The following is a 20,175-nucleotide window of genomic DNA, read 5'->3' as shown; positions in this document are numbered from 1 at the left end:
GAAGAACCATTCAGAATTTCTTTGGAAATTCCGAATGGTTCTTTTATTTCAAGGGACTTTTGTCACAGCCCCTTTTTTGTTTGCATTTTACCGATTGTGTAGTAGAATGATCAATCGTTATGTACCTAACTATTTTATGTGAGGAGGAAGATGTGGTGACGGTCACCGACGAAGAGTTTTTTAAGCGCTTGGCAAGCCTGGTTAAGGATATTAACAACACCATTCATTATTCCGCGCTGCCGTCTAACTTTCGCGGACAAGGGCGGATCATCGAATTGATTGCCCGTCATGAGGGATGTACCCAGCGAGAACTCGCCGGTCTGGCACAGATCAAGCCGGGATCCTTGACCGAGGTCCTGGAACGGCTGGAACGCAACCAGTACGTGACCCGGCGGCGCGATGAACGGGATCGGCGGATGATCAGAGTTTACCTGACCGACCAGGGCCGGCATTTTCATATCCAGCTGGATAAGCACCGCATTGCATTTGCTGACCGCCTGCTTGCGGAGGTTACGCCCCAGGAACGCGAACAGTTTATTCGGGTGGTCGATAAGATGCAGGTTCAACTCCATAAATACTATGGTGAGGCATTGAAAAAAGAGGAAAGGGATGAAGATAAGTGATTAAGATTGCCAAGAAGAACTTGGTTTGGTGGGCGACAGCTTTGGCAGTGGTGTTCCTGCTGATTCAGGTCGCCTGTGACCTTTACTTGCCGACGATTACGTCCGACCTGGTTGATAAAGGGATCATGCAGCAAAACATGCACTTTATCTGGCGTGAGGGTGGTCTGATGCTGCTGGTAGCAGCCATTGGCCTGGTGGCTGCGGGCGGCAATGTCTACTTTGCTGCCACTCAGTCCATGCAGGTTGGGGAGAAACTGCGCCGGCAGATTTTCAGCAAGGTGCTGCGCTTCTCAAGCAAGGAGGTCAATGCCTTTGGTGACTCCTCGCTGATCACGCGGTCAACAAACGACATCGTTCAGATCCAGAACGTAATGGTTCAGGTATTGCGGATGATGCTCCAGTCACCAATTATGCTGGTGGCGGCGTGCGTCCTCGCCTATGTCCGCGAGCCGCGGCTAACCCGGGTGTTCCTGATCAGTTTGCCGATTTTGGCCGTGGTGGTCGTGATCGTAATGTACTTTGCGGTTCCGTCATTCAAGAGCATCCAAAAGAAGACGGATAAGATCAACTTGGTCTTTCGCGAAGGCCTGACCGGGATCCGGGTCATCCGGGCCTTCCGGCAAGAGCAGCGTGAACAGGACCGTTTCAAGGCGGCAAACGAAGACTACACCCAGACTGGGATTAAGGCCTTCACCCTGGTTTCATTCCTCTTTCCGGTAATGACGCTGATCCTCAGCTTGACTAACGTCGGTATCATCCTGCTGGGCAGTCACCTGATAGCCAACATGACGATGCAGGTGGGGAACCTGATTGCCTTCATGACCTACGCTACCCAGATCATGATCAGTTTCATGATGCTGTCGATGGTCTTTGTGTTTGTGCCAAGGGCCTCTGCTTCTGCCAGCCGGGTCAACGCGGTGCTGGATACGCCGATCAGTGTTGCCGACTTACCAGCAGACCAGCAGGTCAAGATTGATCCGGCGCACCTGGCATCTCTTCAATTTGACCACGTTGATTTCCGCTATGATGGGGCCGAAAAGCTTGCTCTTCAGGATCTCAATTTTAACGTTAAGGCTGGACAGACGCTGGCGATCATCGGGGGAACCGGCTCTGGGAAGTCCACCCTGGTCAACCTTATTCCCCGACTCTTCAACATTGAAAGCGGCCGGATCGAAGTGGACGGTCAGCCGATCGACCGCCTCAGCCAGCATGACCTCCATAAGGTAATTTCAATCACGCAGCAGAAGGCCGTTCTCTTCACGGGAACGATCCGCTCCAACCTGCAATTCGGTAATCCGCAGGCCACTGATGACCAGATCTGGCGGGCCCTGGAGATTGCTCAGGCGGATGGCTTCGTGAAGGAGGCTGGCGGCCTTGACACCGTGGTTGAGCAAAACGGGAGCAACTTCTCCGGTGGTCAGCGGCAGCGGCTGGCGATTGCCCGGACGATTATCAAACCGGCTTCAATCTACATCTTTGATGATTCCTTCTCGGCCCTCGACTTTAAGACGGATGCCGAGTTACGGATGGCCCTGCGTCAAGACGAGCAGGTTCAGCAGGCCGTGACGGTGATCGTGGCCCAACGGGTTTCCACAGTTGCCGACGCAGACCTGATCATCGTCTTGGATGACGGAAAGGTTGTCGGTCAGGGAACCCATGCCGAATTGAAGGCCCACAACAAGACCTACCAGCAGATCGTTAACTCACAGATTCAGAAGGGGGATGAGGAACGTGCGGAACGCACCAGCCAAGACTAGGAAGGCTAAGCACTTCTGGCCGACGACCAAGCGGCTAATTGATTACCTGCGGCCGTGGAAAGCGGGCGTCATTTTCTCAATCTTCCTGGCGATTGTCTCGGTCATCCTCTCGATCATTGCCCCGAAGATCCTGGGGGAAGCAACAACGATCATCTATAACGGGGTGATGAAGGGGTACGCGGCGATTAAGGCCGGGCACCACCTGACGGCTTTGCCGATTGACTTCCACCGGATCATGATCATTGGAGTTACGGTGATCCTGCTGTATGTTTTCTCAGGCCTCTTTAGTTTTGCCCAGCAGATCATCATGACCCGGATCTCGCAACGGGTAGTTTATAACCTGCGGCAGGACCTGGAGGAGAAGATGGGCCGGGTGCCCGTCAGCTTCTACGATACCCACAGCAATGGGGATATCATGAGCCGGATGGTCAATGATATGGATAACATTGCCGGAACCCTCCAGCAGAGTTTCATCCAGATCATTACCAGTGTGATCACCTTCGTCGGGGTATTGATCCTGATGATCACGATCAGTTGGAAACTGACCCTGGTGGCCCTGCTCACGATTCCGCTGAGTCTGGCAGTGGTCGCCTTTGTGGCCCCGACTGCCCAGCGGCTCTTCAGCCGACAGCAGGCTGAGTTGGGGAAGATCAACGGCCAGGTTGAAGAGACCTACGCCGGACACACGATTGTCCGGACTTTCAATAAGGAAGAAGACGAGGAACGGCAGTTTGCCGAAAAGAACCATCGTTACTATCAAGCTGCCTGGAAGGCCCAGTTCTTCTCTATCCTGATCTTCCCGCTGATGAACTTCATCCGGAACCTTGGCTATCTGATGGTGGCCGTTACGGGGGCTATCCAGGTCATCCACGGTCAGATCACGCTGGGGAATGTTCAGGCTTTTCTCCAGTACACCAACCAGTTCTCGCAGCCAATCACCCAGATCGCTAACCTGAGCAGCACTATCCAGCAGACGGTGGCGTCGGCCGAACGAATTTTTGCCGTCTTGGATGAACCAGAGATGAGCGAAGAATTAGTTCCGGATCATCCATTAACGACTAAACCGGTCTCGAAGATTGAATTCCAGCATGTTCAATTCAGCTACCAGCCAAGCGAGCCGCTGATTGAGGACTTCAGCCTAAAGGCGCCGGCTGACCATATGGTGGCGATTGTCGGGCCAACTGGGGCTGGGAAGACCACCATCATCAACCTGCTGGAACGTTTCTATGAGGTTCAGGGCGGACACATCTACCTGGACGGTCATGATACCCGTTCAATGACCCGTCACGACCTGCGGCAGCACATTGGGATGGTGCTCCAGGATACCTGGCTGTTCACCGGCACGATCATGGACAACATCCGCTTTGGTCGTGAGAACGCGAGTGATGAGGAAGTCTACCGGGCCGCCAAAATGGCCTACGCCGACAGCTTCATTCGGGAGCTGCCGGATGGCTATCAGACGGTTCTGAATGAGTCGGCTTCCAACATCTCCCAGGGGCAGCGGCAGTTACTGACGATTGCCCGGGCCTTCCTGGCTAATCCCGAGATTCTGATCCTCGATGAGGCCACTAGCTCGGTCGATACCCGGACTGAGGCCCTGATTCAAAACGCCATGAACGCTCTCCAGAAGGGGCGGACCAGTTTCGTGGTGGCTCACCGGCTATCGACCATTCGGAATGCCGAACAGATCATTGTGGTCAACCACGGCCACATCATCGAGACTGGGAACCATGACCAGCTGATGAAGGCCAACGGTTTCTACGCCGACCTGTATAACAGTCAGTTCATGGGGCAAACAATTTAATCTATATAGAAGGGTCGTCCATTTGGGCGGCTTTTTTCCTTTGCCGGAAACTACCATTTTTCGATGGCGGGTTATAGAATGAGGAGGACATTTTAAAGGAGCTTGAGAGATGGAACAATATCAAGAAACAATTAATCAATTGAATGCCATGGTTGATGAGGGGATCGTTCCGGGGATGACCTACATGATCTTTGATGGCACGCAGGAATGGACGGCCACCCGCGGCTGGGCCCAGTTGAAGCCGACACGCGAGAAATTACGGTCGGGGATGCTCTTTGACCTGGCTTCCCTGACTAAGGTCGTTGGAACGGTGCCCGTGATCGCGATGCTCATCCAGGAAGGGGAGCTGCACTTAGATGACCCGGTGCAAAAGTACCTGCCGGAATTTACTGACAGCCGACCGACAATTCGCAACCTCCTGACCCATACTTCAGGCATCAGGGGTTACATTCCGCACCGCAATGAGTTGCCGGCCGCTCAATTAAAGCGGGCTTTTCTCACCCAGCAAACGGTTGATAGCACCCTGAACCGGCAGATTCGGTATGCTGACGTCAATTATCTTTACCTTGGCTGGATCATTGAGCGGCTCTGCAATCAGCCGGTGCAAGAGGTGATCAGGCAACGTGTGCTGGAGCCGCTGGGGATGACCACAGCCGGCTTTCATCCCGATCCGGCAGAAGCGGTACCGACAGAAATTCAGAAGGGCCGGGGGCCGATTCGCGGGCAGGTTCATGATCCCAAGGGCTATATCCTGGGGGAACACTGCGGCTGCGCGGGGCTGTTTGCCGGTCTGCACGATTTGGTAATTTTCGGCCGGCAGCTGATTGAAAATAACTTAGAGGGAATGCTCAACGATGAGCTGGTGGATGCGATGTTTAAGGATCAGACCCTAATTTCCGGACCACATAGCCGTTCTCTGGGGTGGAAATTGCTGCATGACCGCCGCGACGGCCACTTCTTGATTAGTCACACCGGCTTTACCGGAACCTGGATGATCCTCGATCGGCAAAACGATCAAGGCTTTATCCTCTTATCAAATCGGGTCCACCCGACAGCCCGCAACCAGAAATACCTAGATTGCCGTGACCAGATTTATGCGACCTACCTGCGTGAAAAGAACTAAATAAAAAGTTTGTGAAATTATTATTCAACTTTCATGCATACAGCAGACGCAAAATATGCAATTACGACCGGCGCAGTGCATAAAATAAGAGAGCTGATTTAAATTGATACATCCGGATGCATAACTACACAAAATATTGTCAAATCAGCATTTGACAACGGTTACATTCGTGCTATTATATATTACGTAATCAAGTGAATCTCTAAAAGGAGTGATTGTATATGCAAAGTCCAATTCATGTAACATCTGAAATTGGAAAGCTGAAGACAGTTATGCTTCACCGACCAGGGCACGAAATCGAAAACGTTTACCCTGACATCCTTCATCGGATGCTTGTCGATGACATTCCATACCTGCCAATTGCACAGGAAGAACACGATTACTTTGCCGACACGCTGCGTAAACAAGGAATTGAGGTATTATACTTCGCCAAGTTAGCCGCAGAAGCTCTGCAAGACAGTCAAGTTAAGGACAAGTTCCTTGAACAAATGCTGGCAGAATCCGGCTACGCAGCTGGTGCTGTTCACGATGCATTGAAGGAATACTTGCTCAGCATGGATACCCAAGCAATGGTTGACAAGATCATCGCCGGTGTTCGTAAGGACGAGATCGATGTTAAGTTTGTTTCACTTGCTGAAATGGCTGAAGACAAGGACTACCCATTCTTCATGGACCCAATGCCAAACGCCTACTTCACTCGTGACCCACAAGCTTCCATTGGTGACGGTATTACCATCAACCACATGACCTTCAAGGCTCGTCGGCGTGAATCTCTCTTCACTGAATACATCATCAAGTACAACCCACGTTTCGCAAACAAGGGCGTACATGTATGGCGTGACCGTTACCACGACACCCGGATCGAAGGTGGGGACGAATTGGTACTTAGTGACCACGTATTCGCCATCGGTATTTCACAACGGACGTCAGCAGATGCCATCATGGACATCGCACGGAACCTCTTCAAGGACTCCAACTACGACACGGTTATTGCTATTCACATTCCACACAACCACGCTATGATGCACCTTGACACCGTCTTTACGATGATCAACTACAACCAGTTCACTGTTCACCCGCAAATCTTGGATGAAAACGGTAAAGTTGACACTTACATCCTTCACCCAGGCAAGGATGGCGAGATCGAAATCAAGCACCGGACTGACTTGCAGAACGTTCTGGAAGAAGCTCTGGGCGAACCTGAAATCGACCTTATTCCAACTGGTAATGGTGACCCAATTGTTGCTCCACGTGAACAATGGAATGATGGTTCCAACACCTTGACGATTGCTCCAGGTGAAGTTGTAACTTATGACCGGAACTATGTATCAAATGATTTGCTGCGTAAGCACGGAATTCTCGTTCATGAGGTTCGGTCAAGTGAATTATCCCGTGGTCGTGGTGGTCCACGGTGCATGTCCTGCCCACTTGTTCGTGAAGATCTTAAGAAGTAATTTTAACTAAATGAAAGCAGCAAATATTATCCGCTTAACTCTTAGACGATCACGGAGGAAGGGTATAATTTTGCTGCTTTTTCTAGTATTATTTAGGTGTAACCACTTTATTGAGAGGGACCGCGAATGGATCGAAAAGCGAGACGGAAATTTATTGAGCATTTAGTCAATGATCGTAAGATTGAGACCCAAGACGAGTTGTTGCAACTCCTGACAGAGGCCGGCGTTGAGACAACCCAAGCGACCATTTCTCGTGACATTCATGCGCTTAATATTGTCAAAGCCAATGACGGCAAAGGACATACCTATTATGTTCAGCTGCATTTGGCGCCCGAGCACGATTTTAACCGGCTTTATCAGGGGATTCATGATAATGTCCGGACAATCGAGACTGTTCAGTTCTTAAATGTCGTCAAGACGGCACTGAATTCGAGCTACGCGACAATTTTAGCGGGGATGTTCGACGAGCTTGATATTCCAGAAGTTGTCGGAACAATCGCGGGAAATGACACCTTAATCATTATTAGTAAGGATAATGCGGATGCCAAGCTGGTCTATAATCTGATTACAAAGCACATTAACACACGCATTGTGTAGAAACGAGGGGATATAAATGGATACTGAGAAAAAAGGTATCGGTAAGGGCGAATTAATTGCCCTGATTGTTAGTTCATGTATTGGTACTGGGATATTCGGGATCACTAGTGATGTCTCAGCTGCCGCTGCACCAGGTCCAGCACTGCTTGCCTGGATCTTTGCAGGTTTAGGTTTCTTGATGTTAGTTCTTTCATTGAACAACTTATCTGAAAAACGGCCAGACCTTGAAGCCGGGATTTTCTCTTATGCCGGCGCTGGCTTCGGACCAATGGGTGAGTTCATCTCTGGTTGGTCCTACTGGTTATCAGCATGGCTGGGTAACATTGCCTTTGCCACGATGCTGATGGCTTCTCTGGGGACTTTCTTCCCAGTCTTTAAAGGTGGTCAGAACGTTCCGTCAATCATTGTAGCTATTATTTTCTGCTGGTTATTGACTATTCTGGTTAACAATGGTGTTGAAACTGCTTCATTCGTTAACATGATTGGGACGATCTGCAAGGTTCTGCCACTGATTATTTTCATCATCATCATGATTGTCAGCTTCAAGGGCGGCATGTTCACTGCCGACTTCTGGGGCCGGGTTGCCAACAACGCATCTAAGGGTACGACCACTGGTCCCGTTTGGAGTCAAATGAAGGGTACTCTGATGACACTGATCTGGGTATTTATCGGGGTTGAAGGTGCCTCCGTTATGGGTCACCGTGCTAAGTCCCGTTCTGATGCTCAACAAGCTACTTTGATCAGTTACGGCCTCTTGGTATTAGCTTACGTTCTGATTTCTGTTCTGCCTTACGGTGTTCTGACTCGTGCTCAATTAGCCGGAATGGGTCAACCTGCTATTGGTCACGTTCTTCAAATGACTGTTGGTAACTGGGGTTCAATCCTGATCAACGTTGGTCTGATCATCTCCACCATTGTTTCCTGGCTGTCATGGACCATGCTGCCAGCCGAAACGACGATGCTGGTTGCCGAAGATAAGGCTATGCCAAAGCTTTGGGGTAACACCAACGCCAAGAACGCCCCAACGGCTTCTCTGATGATCACTGGTGTATTGCAGACGATCTTCCTGTTCTCACTGCTGTTCACGCAAAAGGCTTACGAATTTGCTTACTCCCTTTGTGCCGCAGCTATCCTGTTCTCCTACCTCTTCGTTGGTCTTTACCAAATGAAGTACAGTAAAGAACACGGTGAATGGGGACAATTCACCATCGGACTTCTCTCCGCTGCCTTCATGTTTGCATGCATGTTCTTAGCTGGTTGGCAAGAAGTTCTGCTGGTTTCCATCAGTTTCATTCCTGGTTTCTACATTTACTACCTGGCATGCAAGGAAAACAACCACAAGATGTCTGCTGCTGAAAAGTGGGTTATGACCTTGATTCTGGTATTATCCGTTGTTGCCATCTGGCTTGTTGCTAACGGCACAATTGCCATTAGCTAATTAAGCGGGTAAAACTAATGCGAATGCAATAAGGTGATTAGGTGCTAAATGCATCTGATCACCTTATTTTTGTTGAGAACAACAAAAAAGCTAACATGAAGTTCATTAAGACTTCATGTTAGCTTTTTTTGCTAGCGGGTAATTTGATGTCTGAAGTAACTTACCCGAAAGACTATCACGGTTTCGATCGTAGTGAGAATACTGATCAACAGGATCGAATAGCGCTGGGACAGAATAATGAGGAGCAAGAAGAGCAGCCATGATAGCCAGTTCCAGGCCTGCTCAATTTGCAATATTCTTGGCAGATGGTGGTGATTGTCAAAGTGCGGAGCGTGCTGGGCAATAAACTTGAGTGACAGATATTGGTATATTTCGTAGAGACTCTCCACCAGGAAGGTGATCGTCAATCCTAAAAGCAGTAGCGAGTTCCCAGGTTCCTCCTTAAAAGGTTGGCTTGATCTTCAGGGCTTCCTGCTGGCTGAAGTCGACGTCCGGATACTTATTCTTTAAGGCCCGCAAGAGAAGGGTTTTAGCAATTTCGCCGTTCCGGGTCAGAATTGGACCATGGAAGTAGGAACAGTAAGTGGACTTGTAGATGGCTCCCTCAGTGTGGTCCTCACCATTATTACCGTGGCCCTTGACCACCATTCCCAGCGGCTTTTCTCCCTTCCCGATGAAGGTTCGGCCGTTGTGGTTCTCAAAACCGTGGTATTCCTGTCCGGTTTCAGGGTTCTTGATGGTGATATTGCCGATGAACCGGTTGTTGTCCTGGCTGAGGGTGTAGTGGTCGAGGATGCCCAGACCGGGGATCTTCTCGCCGTTGGCACCGATGTAGTAGTGGCCCAGCAGCTGGTAGCCCCCGCAGATTGCCAGCATCGGCTTGTTATCATTGATGAACTTGTCGATGCCGGCCTTCTTGTTGGGAAGGTCGCGGGAGACGACTAGCTGCTCGTAGTCTTGGCCACCGCCAAAGAGGGCCAGGTCGAAGTCGTTGGGATTGAACTGGTTATCGATGCTGATAACCTTGACACTGATGTCGGCGTCCATTTGCTTGGCGTAGTAGCGCAGGGCAATGATGTTGCCGACGTCGCTGTAAGTGTTCAGCAGGTCGCCATAGAGGTGGGCGAGCCGAAGATGATACTTTGCCATTAGTCCATTCCACCTTTCTTGATGTATTCCTTTTCTGCCAGGAGCTTACGCAACTGGAGCATGGCCGTGTAGGTGGCCAGGATGTAGACGTGTTCAGTCGGCATCTGCTTGATTTTGTCGATGACCTTGGTAAGGTCCGGCTCGTGCCAAACGTTATCGATGCCGGCCATGGTCAACCGGGTGGTGATGTCCTTGTAGCGTTCACCACCGGTCATGTACTGCGGAATCTGGTGGCGGGCTAGCTTCTCGAAGTCGCCGTCCCAGATCCAACTGGTGTCGATTCCGTCGGCGTAGTTAGCGTTGAGCAGGAAGGCGAAACTGAACGGCTTCGGGTCAGTTTCGATCATGTCAAGGACCTGGTTGAGGCCCACTGGATTCTTGACCAGGATGATCGTGACCTGCTTGCCATCCACGTTGATAATTTCCTGCCGGCCAAAGACCCGTTCGTCGGATTCAAAGGCGTGCTTGATCTGCTCAGGTGCAACGCCCATGAAGCGGCCCAAAGAGTAGGCGGCCAGGGCATTGTAGATGTTATAGAGACCACCAATTCCGATCGTGTACTGGTGCCCATCGATCTCAAAGGTCGAGTTGGTTGGGGTCAGCTTGTCAATCTTAGTGACGCTGTAGGTCAACTCTGGCCGCTTAAAGCCGCAGTGGGGGCAGAAGTAGTCGCCCAGGCCAGCATAGGTCCGCATGTGGTATTGCAGAATGTGCTGGCACTTTGGGCAGAGCAGGCCGTCGGTATTGGCTGGCGCATTGAAGGCCTCGTGGTGCTCGTGGTTAAACCCGTAGTAGATGATCGGGTTAGGCAGATCCTTGCTGTGGAAGAGCTGTTCGTCCCCGTTGGCGATGATCGTCGCCTTGGGAGCCAGTTTGACCCCGCGGAGGATTTTATTGTAGGTTGTGTAGATTTCCCCATAACGGTCCATCTGGTCCCGGAAGATATTGGTGAAGACGAAGGCCTTTGGGGTGATGTAGCGGCAGACAATTGGCACGTTGGCCTCATCGACTTCCAGCACTGCCAATCCCTTCTTCTTGGCACGAGGGGCCGTGATGAAGGTCGTCACGATTCCTTGTTCCATGTTGGAGCCGGTGGGGTTGGTGAGCACTTGGTCGTACTTTTCCCGGAGGACCCGGACGCTCAGAGCCGTGGTCAGGGTCTTTCCGTTGGTCCCCGTTACGATGACCAGGTCATACTTCTTACTGAAAGACTGCAGAATATTGGGGTCGAGTTTAAGGGTGAGTTTACCGGGCAAAGAGCTTCCACCATGCATGAAGGTGTGGAGGAACCAGTAGCTTGACCGGCCGGCAAACTCAGCAAATGAGCTTCGAATTGACATCGAGACAATTCCTTTCTTTGTGAGATTAAATACCGTTTAATTTTAAGCTTTATGGGGGTAAAAAGAAAGTTATTAGATTAAATACTTTGGTCGATACCAATGGCGGGGATGGTTAGTATTTAAAAGCATCCGGATTTTAGATATAATGAAAGGTAATATTGTAAAAAAAGGAGCGTTCATCGTGGCACAGCTATTTTTTAAGTACGGGGCAATGAATTCAGGAAAATCAATCGATATCCTGAAGGTCGCTCATAACTATGAGGAACAGGGCAAGCCGGTGGTACTAATGACCAGCGGTGTTGATAACCGGTCAGGCCAGGGCGTGATCGCTAGCCGGATTGGCCTCAAGCGGCGGGTGACCCCAGTCATGGATGACACCGACATCTACGAGTATGTCAAGGGCATTGACCATCCAGTATACTGTGTGCTGATCGATGAGGCACAGTTCTTGAAGAAGCACCATGTTCTGCAACTGATTAAGATTGTAGATGAGCTCAACATTCCAGTGATGACGTTTGGACTGAAGAACGACTTCAAGAATGAACTGTTTGAAGGCTCCAAGTACTTATTGATCTATGCTGATAAGATCGAAGAGATGAAGACCATCTGCTGGTTCTGCCCCCACAAGGCGACGATGAACCTGCGTATTCATGATGGCAAACCGGTCTACGAGGGTGAACAGGTCCAGATCGGCGGGAATGAATCGTACTATCCCGTCTGTCGTAAACACTACTTCCACCCATTGTTAGACCAAGGACAGGAGGAATAATTTTTATGGAAATGAAGGACATTTTCGATAAGTTGCAAGCGGTAGCAGACCGCTACGACGAATTGAACGAATTGATCAGCGACCCAGCCGTGATCGCTGACTCCCAACGTTTCATGAAGCTCTCCAAGGAAGAGGGGAGCCTGCGGGAAACAGTTGAGAAGTACGATGAATACAAGAAGGTCACCCAAACCATCAGTGACGATGAGGAAATGCTGCGAGAAATCGACGACCCTGACCTGACCGCCATGACCAAGGACGAGCTGAGTGACGCCAAGGAAAAGCAGGCTAAGCTGGAGAAGGAACTTGAAGTTCTGCTGATCCCGAAGGACCCGAATGATGATAAGAACATCATCATGGAAATCCGCGGGGCCGCTGGTGGTGATGAGGCCAGTCTCTTTGCCGCTGACCTTTACAACATGTACCTCCACTATGCTGAACGGCAGGGCTGGAAGGTTGAAGTGGTTGATAAGAACGAAACCGAAGTCGGCGGCTTCAAGGAAATCGCCCTGATGATCACTGGAGATAAGGTCTACTCCAAGCTGAAGTTTGAAAACGGGGCGCACCGGGTTCAGCGGGTCCCCGTTACTGAATCTGCTGGGCGGGTTCATACCTCAACGGCGACGGTCGGGGTAATGCCCGAGGCTGAGGACGTTGACGTGGAGCTGGATCCAAAGGACATCCGGGTTGATGTCTACCGTTCCAGCGGTGCCGGTGGTCAGCACGTTAACAAGACCTCTTCAGCAGTGCGGATGACCCACTTGCCAACGGGAATCGTGGTTGCCATGCAGGATGAACGGTCCCAGCAGCAGAACCGGGCCAAGGCCATGCGGATCCTGAAGTCCCGGGTTTACGACTACTACCAGCAAAAGGAACAGAGCGCTTATGACCAGAAGCGGAAGGATGCAATCGGTACCGGGGACCGGTCTGAACGGATCCGGACCTACAATTATCCCCAGAACCGGGTTACGGACCACCGAATTGGCCTGACCTTAAACAAGCTGGACAAGATCATGGCCGGTGGCCTCGATGAGATCATCGAGGCCCTGATTGTTGCCGACCAGACGAAGAAGCTGGAACAGTTGCGGAATGAGTAGCAACATCCAGAACTACTTTATGGCGCAGCGCTGGGCAAAGACACAACTGGCCGGGACGGACATTGATCCAGGAGCGCCGCAGTTCCTGCTGCAGATGCGGCACGGCTGGGATGCCACTCATCTGCTATTGCATAACCGCGATCAGATGCCGGCAGACGAGCAGGCGTGGTTCCACCAGGCCATCGAGCGCCTGCTGAAGCATGAACCGGCCCAATACATTGCCGGGAAGGCGCCGTTTTACGGGCGGACCTTCACCGTTACGCCAGCGGTCCTGATCCCGGAGGCGGAAACGGCCGAGCTGGTGGATTGGGTTTTGGCTGAGCTGCCAGATCGTCCCCTGAAGGTCCTCGATCTGGGAACCGGGAGCGGGGTGATCGGGATTACCCTGGCCCTGGAGCGTCCCCAGTGGCAGGTCACCTTGAGTGATGTTTCACCGGACGCCCTAAAGGTTACCTGCCAGAATGTGCGGCGGTTCGGCTTGGATCTGCCGGTAGTGGAGAGCAATCTTTTTGACGGCTTGGCTGGGCAGCGTTTTGACGTGATTGTCACCAACCCGCCTTACATTGACCCGGCGGCAACCGGCATAATGGATACGGCGGTACTGGAGTATGAGCCGTCGCTGGCCTTGTTTGCCGACGAGGCCGGGCTGGGCTTTTACCACCGGCTCTTTACCCAGGCGGGGGCCCACCTGATGGCAGAGGGTCAGCTGTTCGGTGAGACGGGCTTTGACCAGGAGAATTCGATTCAGACCCTGCTTCAGCGGTGTGATCGCCAAGCGAAGATTGAGAAACGCCATGATGTGGCTGATAAGATGAGGATGATACATGTATGGGATTTTTCAGGCGCAGGAGGAAATTAGCGAGAATGGATACCAAGATTTTTCAATTAAGTGAAATTGATCAGGCCGCGGCCGCAATTAAGCGGGGCGAACTGGTGGCGTTCCCGACCGAGACGGTTTACGGGCTCGGCGCTGACGCAACGAATGAGGACGCCGTTAAGAACGTCTACCTGGCCAAGGGACGGCCAAGCGATAACCCATTGATTGTCCACGTTAATTCGGTGGCAATGGTGGAAAAGTACGCGGCGGAGATTCCGGATAATGCTCGGAAGTTAATGAAGGCTTTCTGGCCGGGTTCACTGACGATCATCTTGAAGATCAAGAAGCACGTGCTTTCCAAGACGGTTACCGGCGGCTTGAAGACGGTGGCCTTCCGCTTTCCTGACTGCCAGCCAACCCTGGACCTGATCGCCAAGGCAGGAGTACCGATGGTGGGCCCATCGGCTAATACATCTGGTAAGCCAAGTCCAACCACGGCTCAGCACGTCTACCATGACCTGCACGGCAAGATTGCGGGGATCCTGGACAACGGGCCAACCCGGGTCGGTGTCGAATCGACGGTCCTGGACATGTCCACGGACCAGCCGGTAATTCTGCGGCCAGGGGCAGTCACCAAGAAAGATATCGAGTCCGTAATCGGTTCAATCGACGTCAACCACCACAAGGTTGGCAAAAACGAAACCCCGAAGGCCCCGGGGATGAAGTACAAGCACTACGCCCCGAACGCCCAGGTCTACATTGTGGACGAGGGGATCGACTGGGGCGACGTGGTCAAGTGGATCCAACAGCAGCCCTTCGATGTCGGCATGATGGCCGAGGAACGCATTCTTCAGCAGGCGACCCTGCCGATGAACGCGGTCCAGTTCTCACTGGGAACCGGTGTTAAGGATGCCAGTGCCCGGCTGTTTGATGGCTTGCGGCAATTTGATGACCAGCCAAACGTCAAGGCAATCGTCACGCAGGCTTTCCCTGCTCAGGGTCTCGGCGGGGCTTACATGAACCGCCTCAACAAGTCCGCTGGCGGGGTTCATTTTGACGCTGCGACGATGAAGTAAGCATGGTAAAATAACAATTTGAATAGTTGTGAGAAGGTAGACAAAGATGTTTTGTCACTTCTCATTTTTTTTGGTAGAATGGAGAAGAAATTCAAAGGAGTGTATTAGGCATGGGCAAGTTTGAAGTTATTGATCACCCACTGATTCAGCACAAGTTAACAATGATTCGGGATAAGAACGTTGGTACCAAGTTCTTCCGGGAAACGGTTAAGGAAATCTCAACCCTGATGGCTTACGAGGTCGCTCGTGATATGCCGCTCAAGAACGTTGAAATCGAAACCCCAATCGCCAAGACGACCCAGAAGGAACTGGCTGGTAAGAAGGTTGCCATCATCCCAATCCTGCGTGCCGGCTTGGGGATGGTCGATGGAATGACCGACTTGATTCCAGCTGCCAAGATTGGTTTCATTGGAATGTACCGTGACGAAGAGACGCTGAAGCCCCACGAGTACTTCGTCAAACTGCCAAACGACATCACGGAGCGGCAACTGTTCATCGTGGACCCAATGCTGGCCACCGGTGGTTCAGCAATGATGGCGATCGAAGCCTTGAAGAAGCGGGGCTGCCAAGAGAAGAACATGAAGTTCGCCTGCCTGGTAGCTGCCCCTGAAGGTGTAAAGGCTGTTCGGGATGCTTACCCAGACGTTGACCTCTACGCCGCGGGTCTTGATGATCACCTGAACGAAGACGGCTACATCGTTCCCGGTCTGGGTGATGCTGGTGACCGGCTCTTCGGTACTAAGTAGTTACTAACAATCAAAAGTGTTTACGAAGACCATAAGATTTTCGTAAACACTTTTTTATTTGCCGCAAAAGATAGTAGAATTGGCAACGAATAATTCATAAGGGAATGTTCAGATTGTTAAAATTATCCTGGCTGCGCTCCAGACGCTGGCTCTTGGTGGGCTTGCTCATCTTCGGCCTGATCAGTGTGGCCTTTACAATGAATAATCAGCGCTTTTACCAACGGCCAATCGCGAGGGTGGTCAAGGCAACCTCCGTGGGCCATCCGCGACGGGTTAGCGACCAGTTTCAAAACATTGACCACCAGTATGACCAGCAGATCACAGCCGTCATGATGAACGGGCGCTATCGAGGCAAACGGGTGCAGCTTTCCAACACCTATAGTGATTCGCGGCCGATGGACCAACGCTACCGGGTCGGCAACCAGGTCTTCTTGAGCCAGGTCCGCCGTCACGGCAAGCAGCTGACCGCTAATATCACGGGTTATAAGCGCGATACTGTGCTGGTTATAGTGGCCTGGTTAGTCATCTTTCTTCTCTTGGTGACGATGGAGAAGGCAGGGGCCTGGGCGCTGACCAGCGTGGTGGTAAACGCACTGCTCTTCATCCTGGCCGTGGAGTTCGACCTGCACAACAATGGTGAGCACATCATGGCCATTTTCAGTGTCCTTACCATTATCTTTGCCTTTGTCAGCCTCCTCTTAGTGCTGGGTCCGAATAAAAAGATGCTGGCGACGTTTAGCGCTACCGTGATCGGGACCTTTGCGGCGCTGGGGGTCAGCCTCCTGGTCTTCTCCTGGACGCACGAACGCGGAATCTACTACGAGTCCATGCAGTACGTGACCCAGGTTCCCCGGCCGCTTTTCCTAGCCGAGACGCTGCTGGGATCGCTGGGGGCGGTGATGGATGAATCTAGCGATATCATTGCCACCCTCTTTGAACTTAAGCAGTTGGAGCCCACGGTTACTCCGCGCCAGCTGTTTATGTCGGGACGCAATGTCGGCAAGTCGATCATGGGGCCACTGATCAACGTCCTTTTCCTGATCTTTATGGCTGATACCTTTACCTCCAGCCTGCTCTACATCAAGAACGGCAACTCCTGGGGGTACACCTTTGCTATGAACATGAGTCTGGGAACTGTCCAGAGCCTGGTCAGCGGGATCGGGATCGTCCTGGCAGTTCCCCTGGTCAGTGCTTTTGGGGCAATGCTGTTAGGGAGGCGAGCAAAGTGACGACAATTACTGCATTGGGATTGGTTCTGATGATCCTGATGATCCTGGTCGGGGGCAAGCAAGGCTGGTCGGCCTTTCTCAGTCTCCTGCTTAACTTCGGCTTCTTGTACTTTGCCATGGTGCTGATTGCTTTTCATGTGCCACCGCTCTTTGTGACGGTGGTCACGGGGGTCACCATCCTGGCGATCACCATCTTCATGGGGGAGGATGACCTGCGGACCACCGTGACGGCCTTTTACTCCTCATTGATTGTCATGACAATTCTGATTATCTTCATTATATTGATCGAGCACTGGGCCCAGGTCCAGGGATTCGGGACGGAGGATAGCGACGACCTGGAAGGGATGTCGATCCTGATTGGGATCAGCTATCTGAAGGTGGCCGTGACGGTGACCTGCTTGAGTACCCTGGGGGCCATTGCCGAGGCCGCCATGGCGATTTCTTCGGGGCTGACCGAGGTTTTGGAAAATCACCCGACCATCGAGAACCCCCGTCTGATCAAGAGCGGGATGGCAATCGGCCGCCAGATCATTGGGACGACCTTCAACACCCTGTTCTTCGGGGTCTTTGGCGGTTTCTTAGCCCTCTTCATCTGGTTTGCCGGGCTGCATTACTCCCTGGGGACGATTATGAATAATAAGATCTTCGTGGCTGAGATGCTGGAGATCCTGATTTCCTTCATCGGGGTCCTGATCACCGTGCCGATGACGGCCTGGGTGATGACTAAGCGGCGCCGGCAGCTGGTTGACAGACATGATGAAAGCAATTATGATAAGAATAATTAAAGAAGAAACCTTTAACCGGGTCCCGTGAGGCCCTCAAGGTGCGAAATAATAATGGATTGAGCGAGTCAGTCTAAATAGGAGCAGCTTCGGGGCAACGGTACCCTGAGGCTGCTTTTATTTTAGGAGGGATACGATGGCACACCGTCGCGATGTTGTGCTCGATGTTGATGAGAAACCCCGCCCGGGTCAATGGGTCGGGCTTTCCTTACAACACATGTTTTCAATGTTTGGGTCAACCGTCCTGGTTCCAATCCTGGTCGGCTTGAACCCCGGCATTGCCTTGTTTAGTTCTGGGGTTGGGACCCTGATTTACCTGTTGATCACGAAGCATAAGATTCCCGCTTACATGGGGTCCAGTTTTTCCTTCGTTGTACCGATGATGGCGTTGATGAAGTCGACTGGCTATCCGGGGATTGCCCAGGGGACCATTGCGGTCGGCTGTGTCTACCTGATCGTCGCGCTGATCGTCAGTCAGATTGGTTCGGCCTGGATCGATAAAGTCCTCCCGCCGATCGTGGTTGGGCCGATTGTCGTGGTGATTGGTCTTTCCCTGGCCGGAACGGCGGCCAAGGACGCCACGATTAACTCGGTTACGGGGCACTATGACCTGAAGTTCTTTGCGGTGGCGATGCTGACGATGATCCTCACGATCGCCTTTAATATGTACTTCAAGGGCTTCTTAGGACTGATCCCAATCTTGCTGGGGATCGTCTTTGGCTACCTGATTGCCTGCCTGTTCGGGATCGTGGACTTTACCCCGGTTATGCGGGCCCACTGGTTCAGTCTGCCGGACTTCCAGGTTCCATTCGTTACCTACCACCCGCAACTATATTGGGGTGCGATTCTCAGTATGGCTCCGATTGCCTTCGTCACGATGACCGAGCACCTCGGCCACATCATGGTGTTAAACGAGCTGACGGAACGCAACTACTTCAAGGATCCGGGATTGAACCACACCCTAGCCGGTGACGGGACCGCCTCCATCATTGCCGGGTTTGTCGGTGGACCCCCGGTAACCAGTTATGGTGAAAACATCGGGGTTCTGGCAATCACCCGGGTGCATTCTGTCTACGTGATTGCGGGGGCCGCACTCTTTGCGGTCTTCTTCAGCTTCATCGGTAAGCTGAGTGCCCTGATTGAAACAATTCCTTCACCAGTCATCGGGGGAATTTCCTTCCTCCTCTTCGGGGTCATCGCTTCAAGCGGTCTCCGGGTGATGATCGAAAACCAGATTGATTTCAACGCCAAGCGCAACCTGATGATCTCCTCGGTTATCCTGGTGATTGGGATCGGGAACGCCTACCTTCAGCTGGGCAAGTACCAGTTCTCCGGCCTAGCAGTAGCGGCAGTTTTAGGGATCATTTTGAACCTGGTTCTGCCCCAGAAGGCATTTGGTGAGCGTCGTCACTAATTCTTAGCGTTTTCTAATCGACACATTGCGGTAATTGTCGTTTAAGGTGAAAAGCGCGATGAGGCTTGGGCTGACGGTCCTTGCCGCCCTTAGCGAGATTTAATATTTTTTTGAATTTTCCCTTAAATAATGATATATTACTAGACGTAACTTGGGCTAACTAGTTCTTTCAGAGCGACTTTTAACCAACTTACAAGCCAAATTATTGTTATAAGGAAAGAGGTGGAATATGAATGGGCGGTGATGCTTTAACTTTTAAGCTTTTCGGACTCACGTTCAATACAACGAATATTGTCTCTGGACTGATTATCTACGCAATCGTGTTCTTCACTCTTTACGGGATGTCACGAAAGATTCAGATGAAGCCAACCGGCGCACAAAACGTCTTTGAATGGTTAGTTGACTTCACCAATGGAATTGTCCGGAGTCAGATGCCGGCAGCCGAGCAGGGACGCTACAGTTTCTTTGCTTTCGTGCTGTTCGTCTTCATCTTCTTCGCCAACCAATTTGGGTTGCTTTTCCAATTCCATTGGAACGGAGCGGAAGTGCTTAGAAGTCCAACGGCGGATCCAGTCGTTACGCTGACCTTCTCACTGATGGTCATGGCATTGGCACACTTTGCCGGTGTTGCCCACAACGGTCTTGGCGGTTACCTTAAGAACTACACCAAGCCGTTTGCCTTGATGCTGCCAGTTAACATCATTGAGGAGTTCGCCAACTTCTTGACGCTGGGTCTCCGTATCTTTGGTAACATTTTTGCTGGTGAACTGTTAATGAGTTTGATTGCCAATATGGCCTTCTCACACGGTGCCTTAACGATCATTCCGGGATTGCTTCTGGAATTAGCATGGCAAGGCTTCTCCGTATTTATCGGTTCAATCCAGGCTTATGTCTTTGTAACATTAACGACGGTTTATATTTCTCGGAAGGTTTCCGAATAATAATCTCTAAGGAGGAATTTTA

The 20,175-nt window shown here is 51.5% G+C and carries 19 protein-coding genes; 16 read left to right on the top strand and 3 right to left on the bottom strand.

Going from position 1 to position 20,175, the window contains the following annotated elements:
* Positions 1-155 precede the first annotated feature (155 nt).
* The 7 genes from QOS10_RS00520 (at position 156) to QOS10_RS00490 (ending at position 8,796) form a co-directional block, all read left to right on the top strand.
* Positions 156-623: a MarR family winged helix-turn-helix transcriptional regulator gene (locus QOS10_RS00520; RefSeq protein ID WP_283593045.1), complete on the top strand. Its 468-nt coding sequence runs from the start codon at positions 156-158 to the stop codon at positions 621-623.
* On the top strand, positions 620-2,380 hold the full coding sequence (locus QOS10_RS00515; protein ID WP_283593043.1) for an ABC transporter ATP-binding protein: 1,761 nt from the start codon (positions 620-622) through the stop codon (positions 2,378-2,380). Before QOS10_RS00520 ends, QOS10_RS00515 begins: the two co-directional genes overlap by 4 nt.
* Positions 2,346-4,184: an ABC transporter ATP-binding protein gene (locus tag QOS10_RS00510; RefSeq protein ID WP_283593042.1), complete on the top strand. Its 1,839-nt coding sequence runs from the start codon at positions 2,346-2,348 to the stop codon at positions 4,182-4,184. Before QOS10_RS00515 ends, QOS10_RS00510 begins: the two co-directional genes overlap by 35 nt.
* Positions 4,185-4,293: 109 nt before the next feature.
* Complete coding sequence (locus tag QOS10_RS00505) at positions 4,294-5,307, top strand: serine hydrolase domain-containing protein (protein ID WP_283593041.1); 1,014 nt, start codon at positions 4,294-4,296, stop codon at positions 5,305-5,307.
* Positions 5,308-5,528: 221 nt separating this feature from the next.
* Positions 5,529-6,761, top strand: a complete 1,233-nt coding sequence (arcA, locus tag QOS10_RS00500; protein ID WP_283593039.1) for an arginine deiminase — start codon at positions 5,529-5,531, stop codon at positions 6,759-6,761.
* 126 nt (positions 6,762-6,887) lie between these two features.
* The gene (locus tag QOS10_RS00495; protein WP_283593037.1) at positions 6,888-7,358 is read left to right on the top strand and encodes an arginine repressor; all 471 of its coding nucleotides are present in this window, start codon (positions 6,888-6,890) and stop codon (positions 7,356-7,358) included.
* 16 nt (positions 7,359-7,374) lie between these two features.
* Complete coding sequence (locus tag QOS10_RS00490) at positions 7,375-8,796, top strand: basic amino acid/polyamine antiporter (RefSeq protein ID WP_283593036.1); 1,422 nt, start codon at positions 7,375-7,377, stop codon at positions 8,794-8,796.
* Positions 8,797-8,927: 131 nt separating this feature from the next.
* Here the strand turns inward: QOS10_RS00490 and QOS10_RS00485 are convergent, their stop codons facing one another.
* From QOS10_RS00485 to QOS10_RS00475, 3 genes are read right to left on the bottom strand one after another with little or no spacing between them, the layout of a single operon-like run.
* Positions 8,928-9,203 (bottom strand): hypothetical protein, encoded by a 276-nt coding sequence (locus QOS10_RS00485; protein ID WP_283593035.1) that lies wholly within the window; start codon positions 9,201-9,203, stop codon positions 8,928-8,930.
* Between the two features lie 34 nt (positions 9,204-9,237).
* On the bottom strand, positions 9,238-9,945 hold the full coding sequence (locus tag QOS10_RS00480; protein WP_283593033.1) for a type 1 glutamine amidotransferase: 708 nt from the start codon (positions 9,943-9,945) through the stop codon (positions 9,238-9,240).
* Positions 9,945-11,285, bottom strand: a complete 1,341-nt coding sequence (locus QOS10_RS00475; RefSeq protein ID WP_283593032.1) for a Mur ligase family protein — start codon at positions 11,283-11,285, stop codon at positions 9,945-9,947. The genes QOS10_RS00480 and QOS10_RS00475 overlap by 1 nt, the downstream gene beginning before the upstream one ends.
* A gap of 181 nt (positions 11,286-11,466) precedes the next feature.
* Here QOS10_RS00475 and QOS10_RS00470 point away from each other — a divergent pair, with 181 nt between their 5' ends.
* The 9 genes from QOS10_RS00470 (at position 11,467) to atpB (ending at position 20,153) form a co-directional block, all read left to right on the top strand.
* Positions 11,467-12,054 carry a thymidine kinase gene (locus tag QOS10_RS00470; protein WP_283593031.1) on the top strand — a complete coding sequence of 196 codons (588 nt, stop codon included), beginning with the start codon at positions 11,467-11,469 and terminating at the stop codon, positions 12,052-12,054.
* An 11-nt stretch (positions 12,055-12,065) separates the two neighbouring features.
* Positions 12,066-13,148, top strand: a complete 1,083-nt coding sequence (prfA, locus tag QOS10_RS00465) for a peptide chain release factor 1 (RefSeq protein WP_283593048.1) — start codon at positions 12,066-12,068, stop codon at positions 13,146-13,148.
* Complete coding sequence (gene prmC, locus QOS10_RS00460; protein ID WP_283593030.1) at positions 13,141-14,007, top strand: peptide chain release factor N(5)-glutamine methyltransferase; 867 nt, start codon at positions 13,141-13,143, stop codon at positions 14,005-14,007. The genes prfA and prmC overlap by 8 nt, the downstream gene beginning before the upstream one ends.
* Positions 14,008-14,012: 5 nt before the next feature.
* A complete protein-coding gene (locus QOS10_RS00455) occupies positions 14,013-15,041 on the top strand; it encodes an L-threonylcarbamoyladenylate synthase (RefSeq protein WP_283593029.1) in 1,029 nt (342 codons plus the stop codon).
* Between the two features lie 110 nt (positions 15,042-15,151).
* Entirely contained in the window at positions 15,152-15,787 is a 636-nt protein-coding gene (gene upp / locus QOS10_RS00450) for a uracil phosphoribosyltransferase (RefSeq protein ID WP_283593028.1), read from the top strand.
* 113 nt (positions 15,788-15,900) lie between these two features.
* Positions 15,901-17,016 carry a YibE/F family protein gene (locus tag QOS10_RS00445; protein WP_283593027.1) on the top strand — a complete coding sequence of 372 codons (1,116 nt, stop codon included), beginning with the start codon at positions 15,901-15,903 and terminating at the stop codon, positions 17,014-17,016.
* Positions 17,013-17,801 (top strand): YibE/F family protein, encoded by a 789-nt coding sequence (locus tag QOS10_RS00440; RefSeq protein WP_283593025.1) that lies wholly within the window; start codon positions 17,013-17,015, stop codon positions 17,799-17,801. The genes QOS10_RS00445 and QOS10_RS00440 overlap by 4 nt, the downstream gene beginning before the upstream one ends.
* 133 nt (positions 17,802-17,934) lie before the next feature.
* Positions 17,935-19,212 carry a solute carrier family 23 protein gene (locus QOS10_RS00435; protein ID WP_283593024.1) on the top strand — a complete coding sequence of 426 codons (1,278 nt, stop codon included), beginning with the start codon at positions 17,935-17,937 and terminating at the stop codon, positions 19,210-19,212.
* A gap of 233 nt (positions 19,213-19,445) precedes the next feature.
* Positions 19,446-20,153 carry a F0F1 ATP synthase subunit A gene (gene atpB, locus QOS10_RS00430; protein ID WP_283593023.1) on the top strand — a complete coding sequence of 236 codons (708 nt, stop codon included), beginning with the start codon at positions 19,446-19,448 and terminating at the stop codon, positions 20,151-20,153.
* Positions 20,154-20,175: the final 22 nt, after the last annotated feature.

Source organism: Limosilactobacillus galli (assembly GCF_947381495.1).
Lineage (GTDB): Bacteria > Bacillota > Bacilli > Lactobacillales > Lactobacillaceae > Limosilactobacillus > Limosilactobacillus galli.
This window is presented reverse-complemented; position numbering and strand designations above follow the sequence as displayed.

What these genes read in the sequence shown, in the direction of transcription:
- QOS10_RS00510 (WP_283593042.1), top strand. Translation starts at nt 2,346, where the DNA reads ATGAGGAACGTGCGGAACGCACCAGCCAAGACTAGGAAGGCTAAGCAC.
- QOS10_RS00505 (WP_283593041.1), top strand. Translation starts at nt 4,294, where the DNA reads ATGGAACAATATCAAGAAACAATTAATCAATTGAATGCCATGGTTGAT.
- arcA (WP_283593039.1), top strand. Translation starts at nt 5,529, where the DNA reads ATGCAAAGTCCAATTCATGTAACATCTGAAATTGGAAAGCTGAAGACA.
- QOS10_RS00495 (WP_283593037.1), top strand. Translation starts at nt 6,888, where the DNA reads ATGGATCGAAAAGCGAGACGGAAATTTATTGAGCATTTAGTCAATGAT.
- QOS10_RS00490 (WP_283593036.1), top strand. Translation starts at nt 7,375, where the DNA reads ATGGATACTGAGAAAAAAGGTATCGGTAAGGGCGAATTAATTGCCCTG.
- QOS10_RS00480 (WP_283593033.1), bottom strand. Translation starts at nt 9,945, where the DNA reads ATGGCAAAGTATCATCTTCGGCTCGCCCACCTCTATGGCGACCTGCTG.
- QOS10_RS00475 (WP_283593032.1), bottom strand. Translation starts at nt 11,285, where the DNA reads ATGTCAATTCGAAGCTCATTTGCTGAGTTTGCCGGCCGGTCAAGCTAC.
- prfA (WP_283593048.1), top strand. Translation starts at nt 12,066, where the DNA reads ATGAAGGACATTTTCGATAAGTTGCAAGCGGTAGCAGACCGCTACGAC.
- prmC (WP_283593030.1), top strand. Translation starts at nt 13,141, where the DNA reads ATGAGTAGCAACATCCAGAACTACTTTATGGCGCAGCGCTGGGCAAAG.
- QOS10_RS00455 (WP_283593029.1), top strand. Translation starts at nt 14,013, where the DNA reads ATGGATACCAAGATTTTTCAATTAAGTGAAATTGATCAGGCCGCGGCC.
- upp (WP_283593028.1), top strand. Translation starts at nt 15,152, where the DNA reads ATGGGCAAGTTTGAAGTTATTGATCACCCACTGATTCAGCACAAGTTA.
- QOS10_RS00435 (WP_283593024.1), top strand. Translation starts at nt 17,935, where the DNA reads ATGGCACACCGTCGCGATGTTGTGCTCGATGTTGATGAGAAACCCCGC.
- atpB (WP_283593023.1), top strand. Translation starts at nt 19,446, where the DNA reads ATGGGCGGTGATGCTTTAACTTTTAAGCTTTTCGGACTCACGTTCAAT.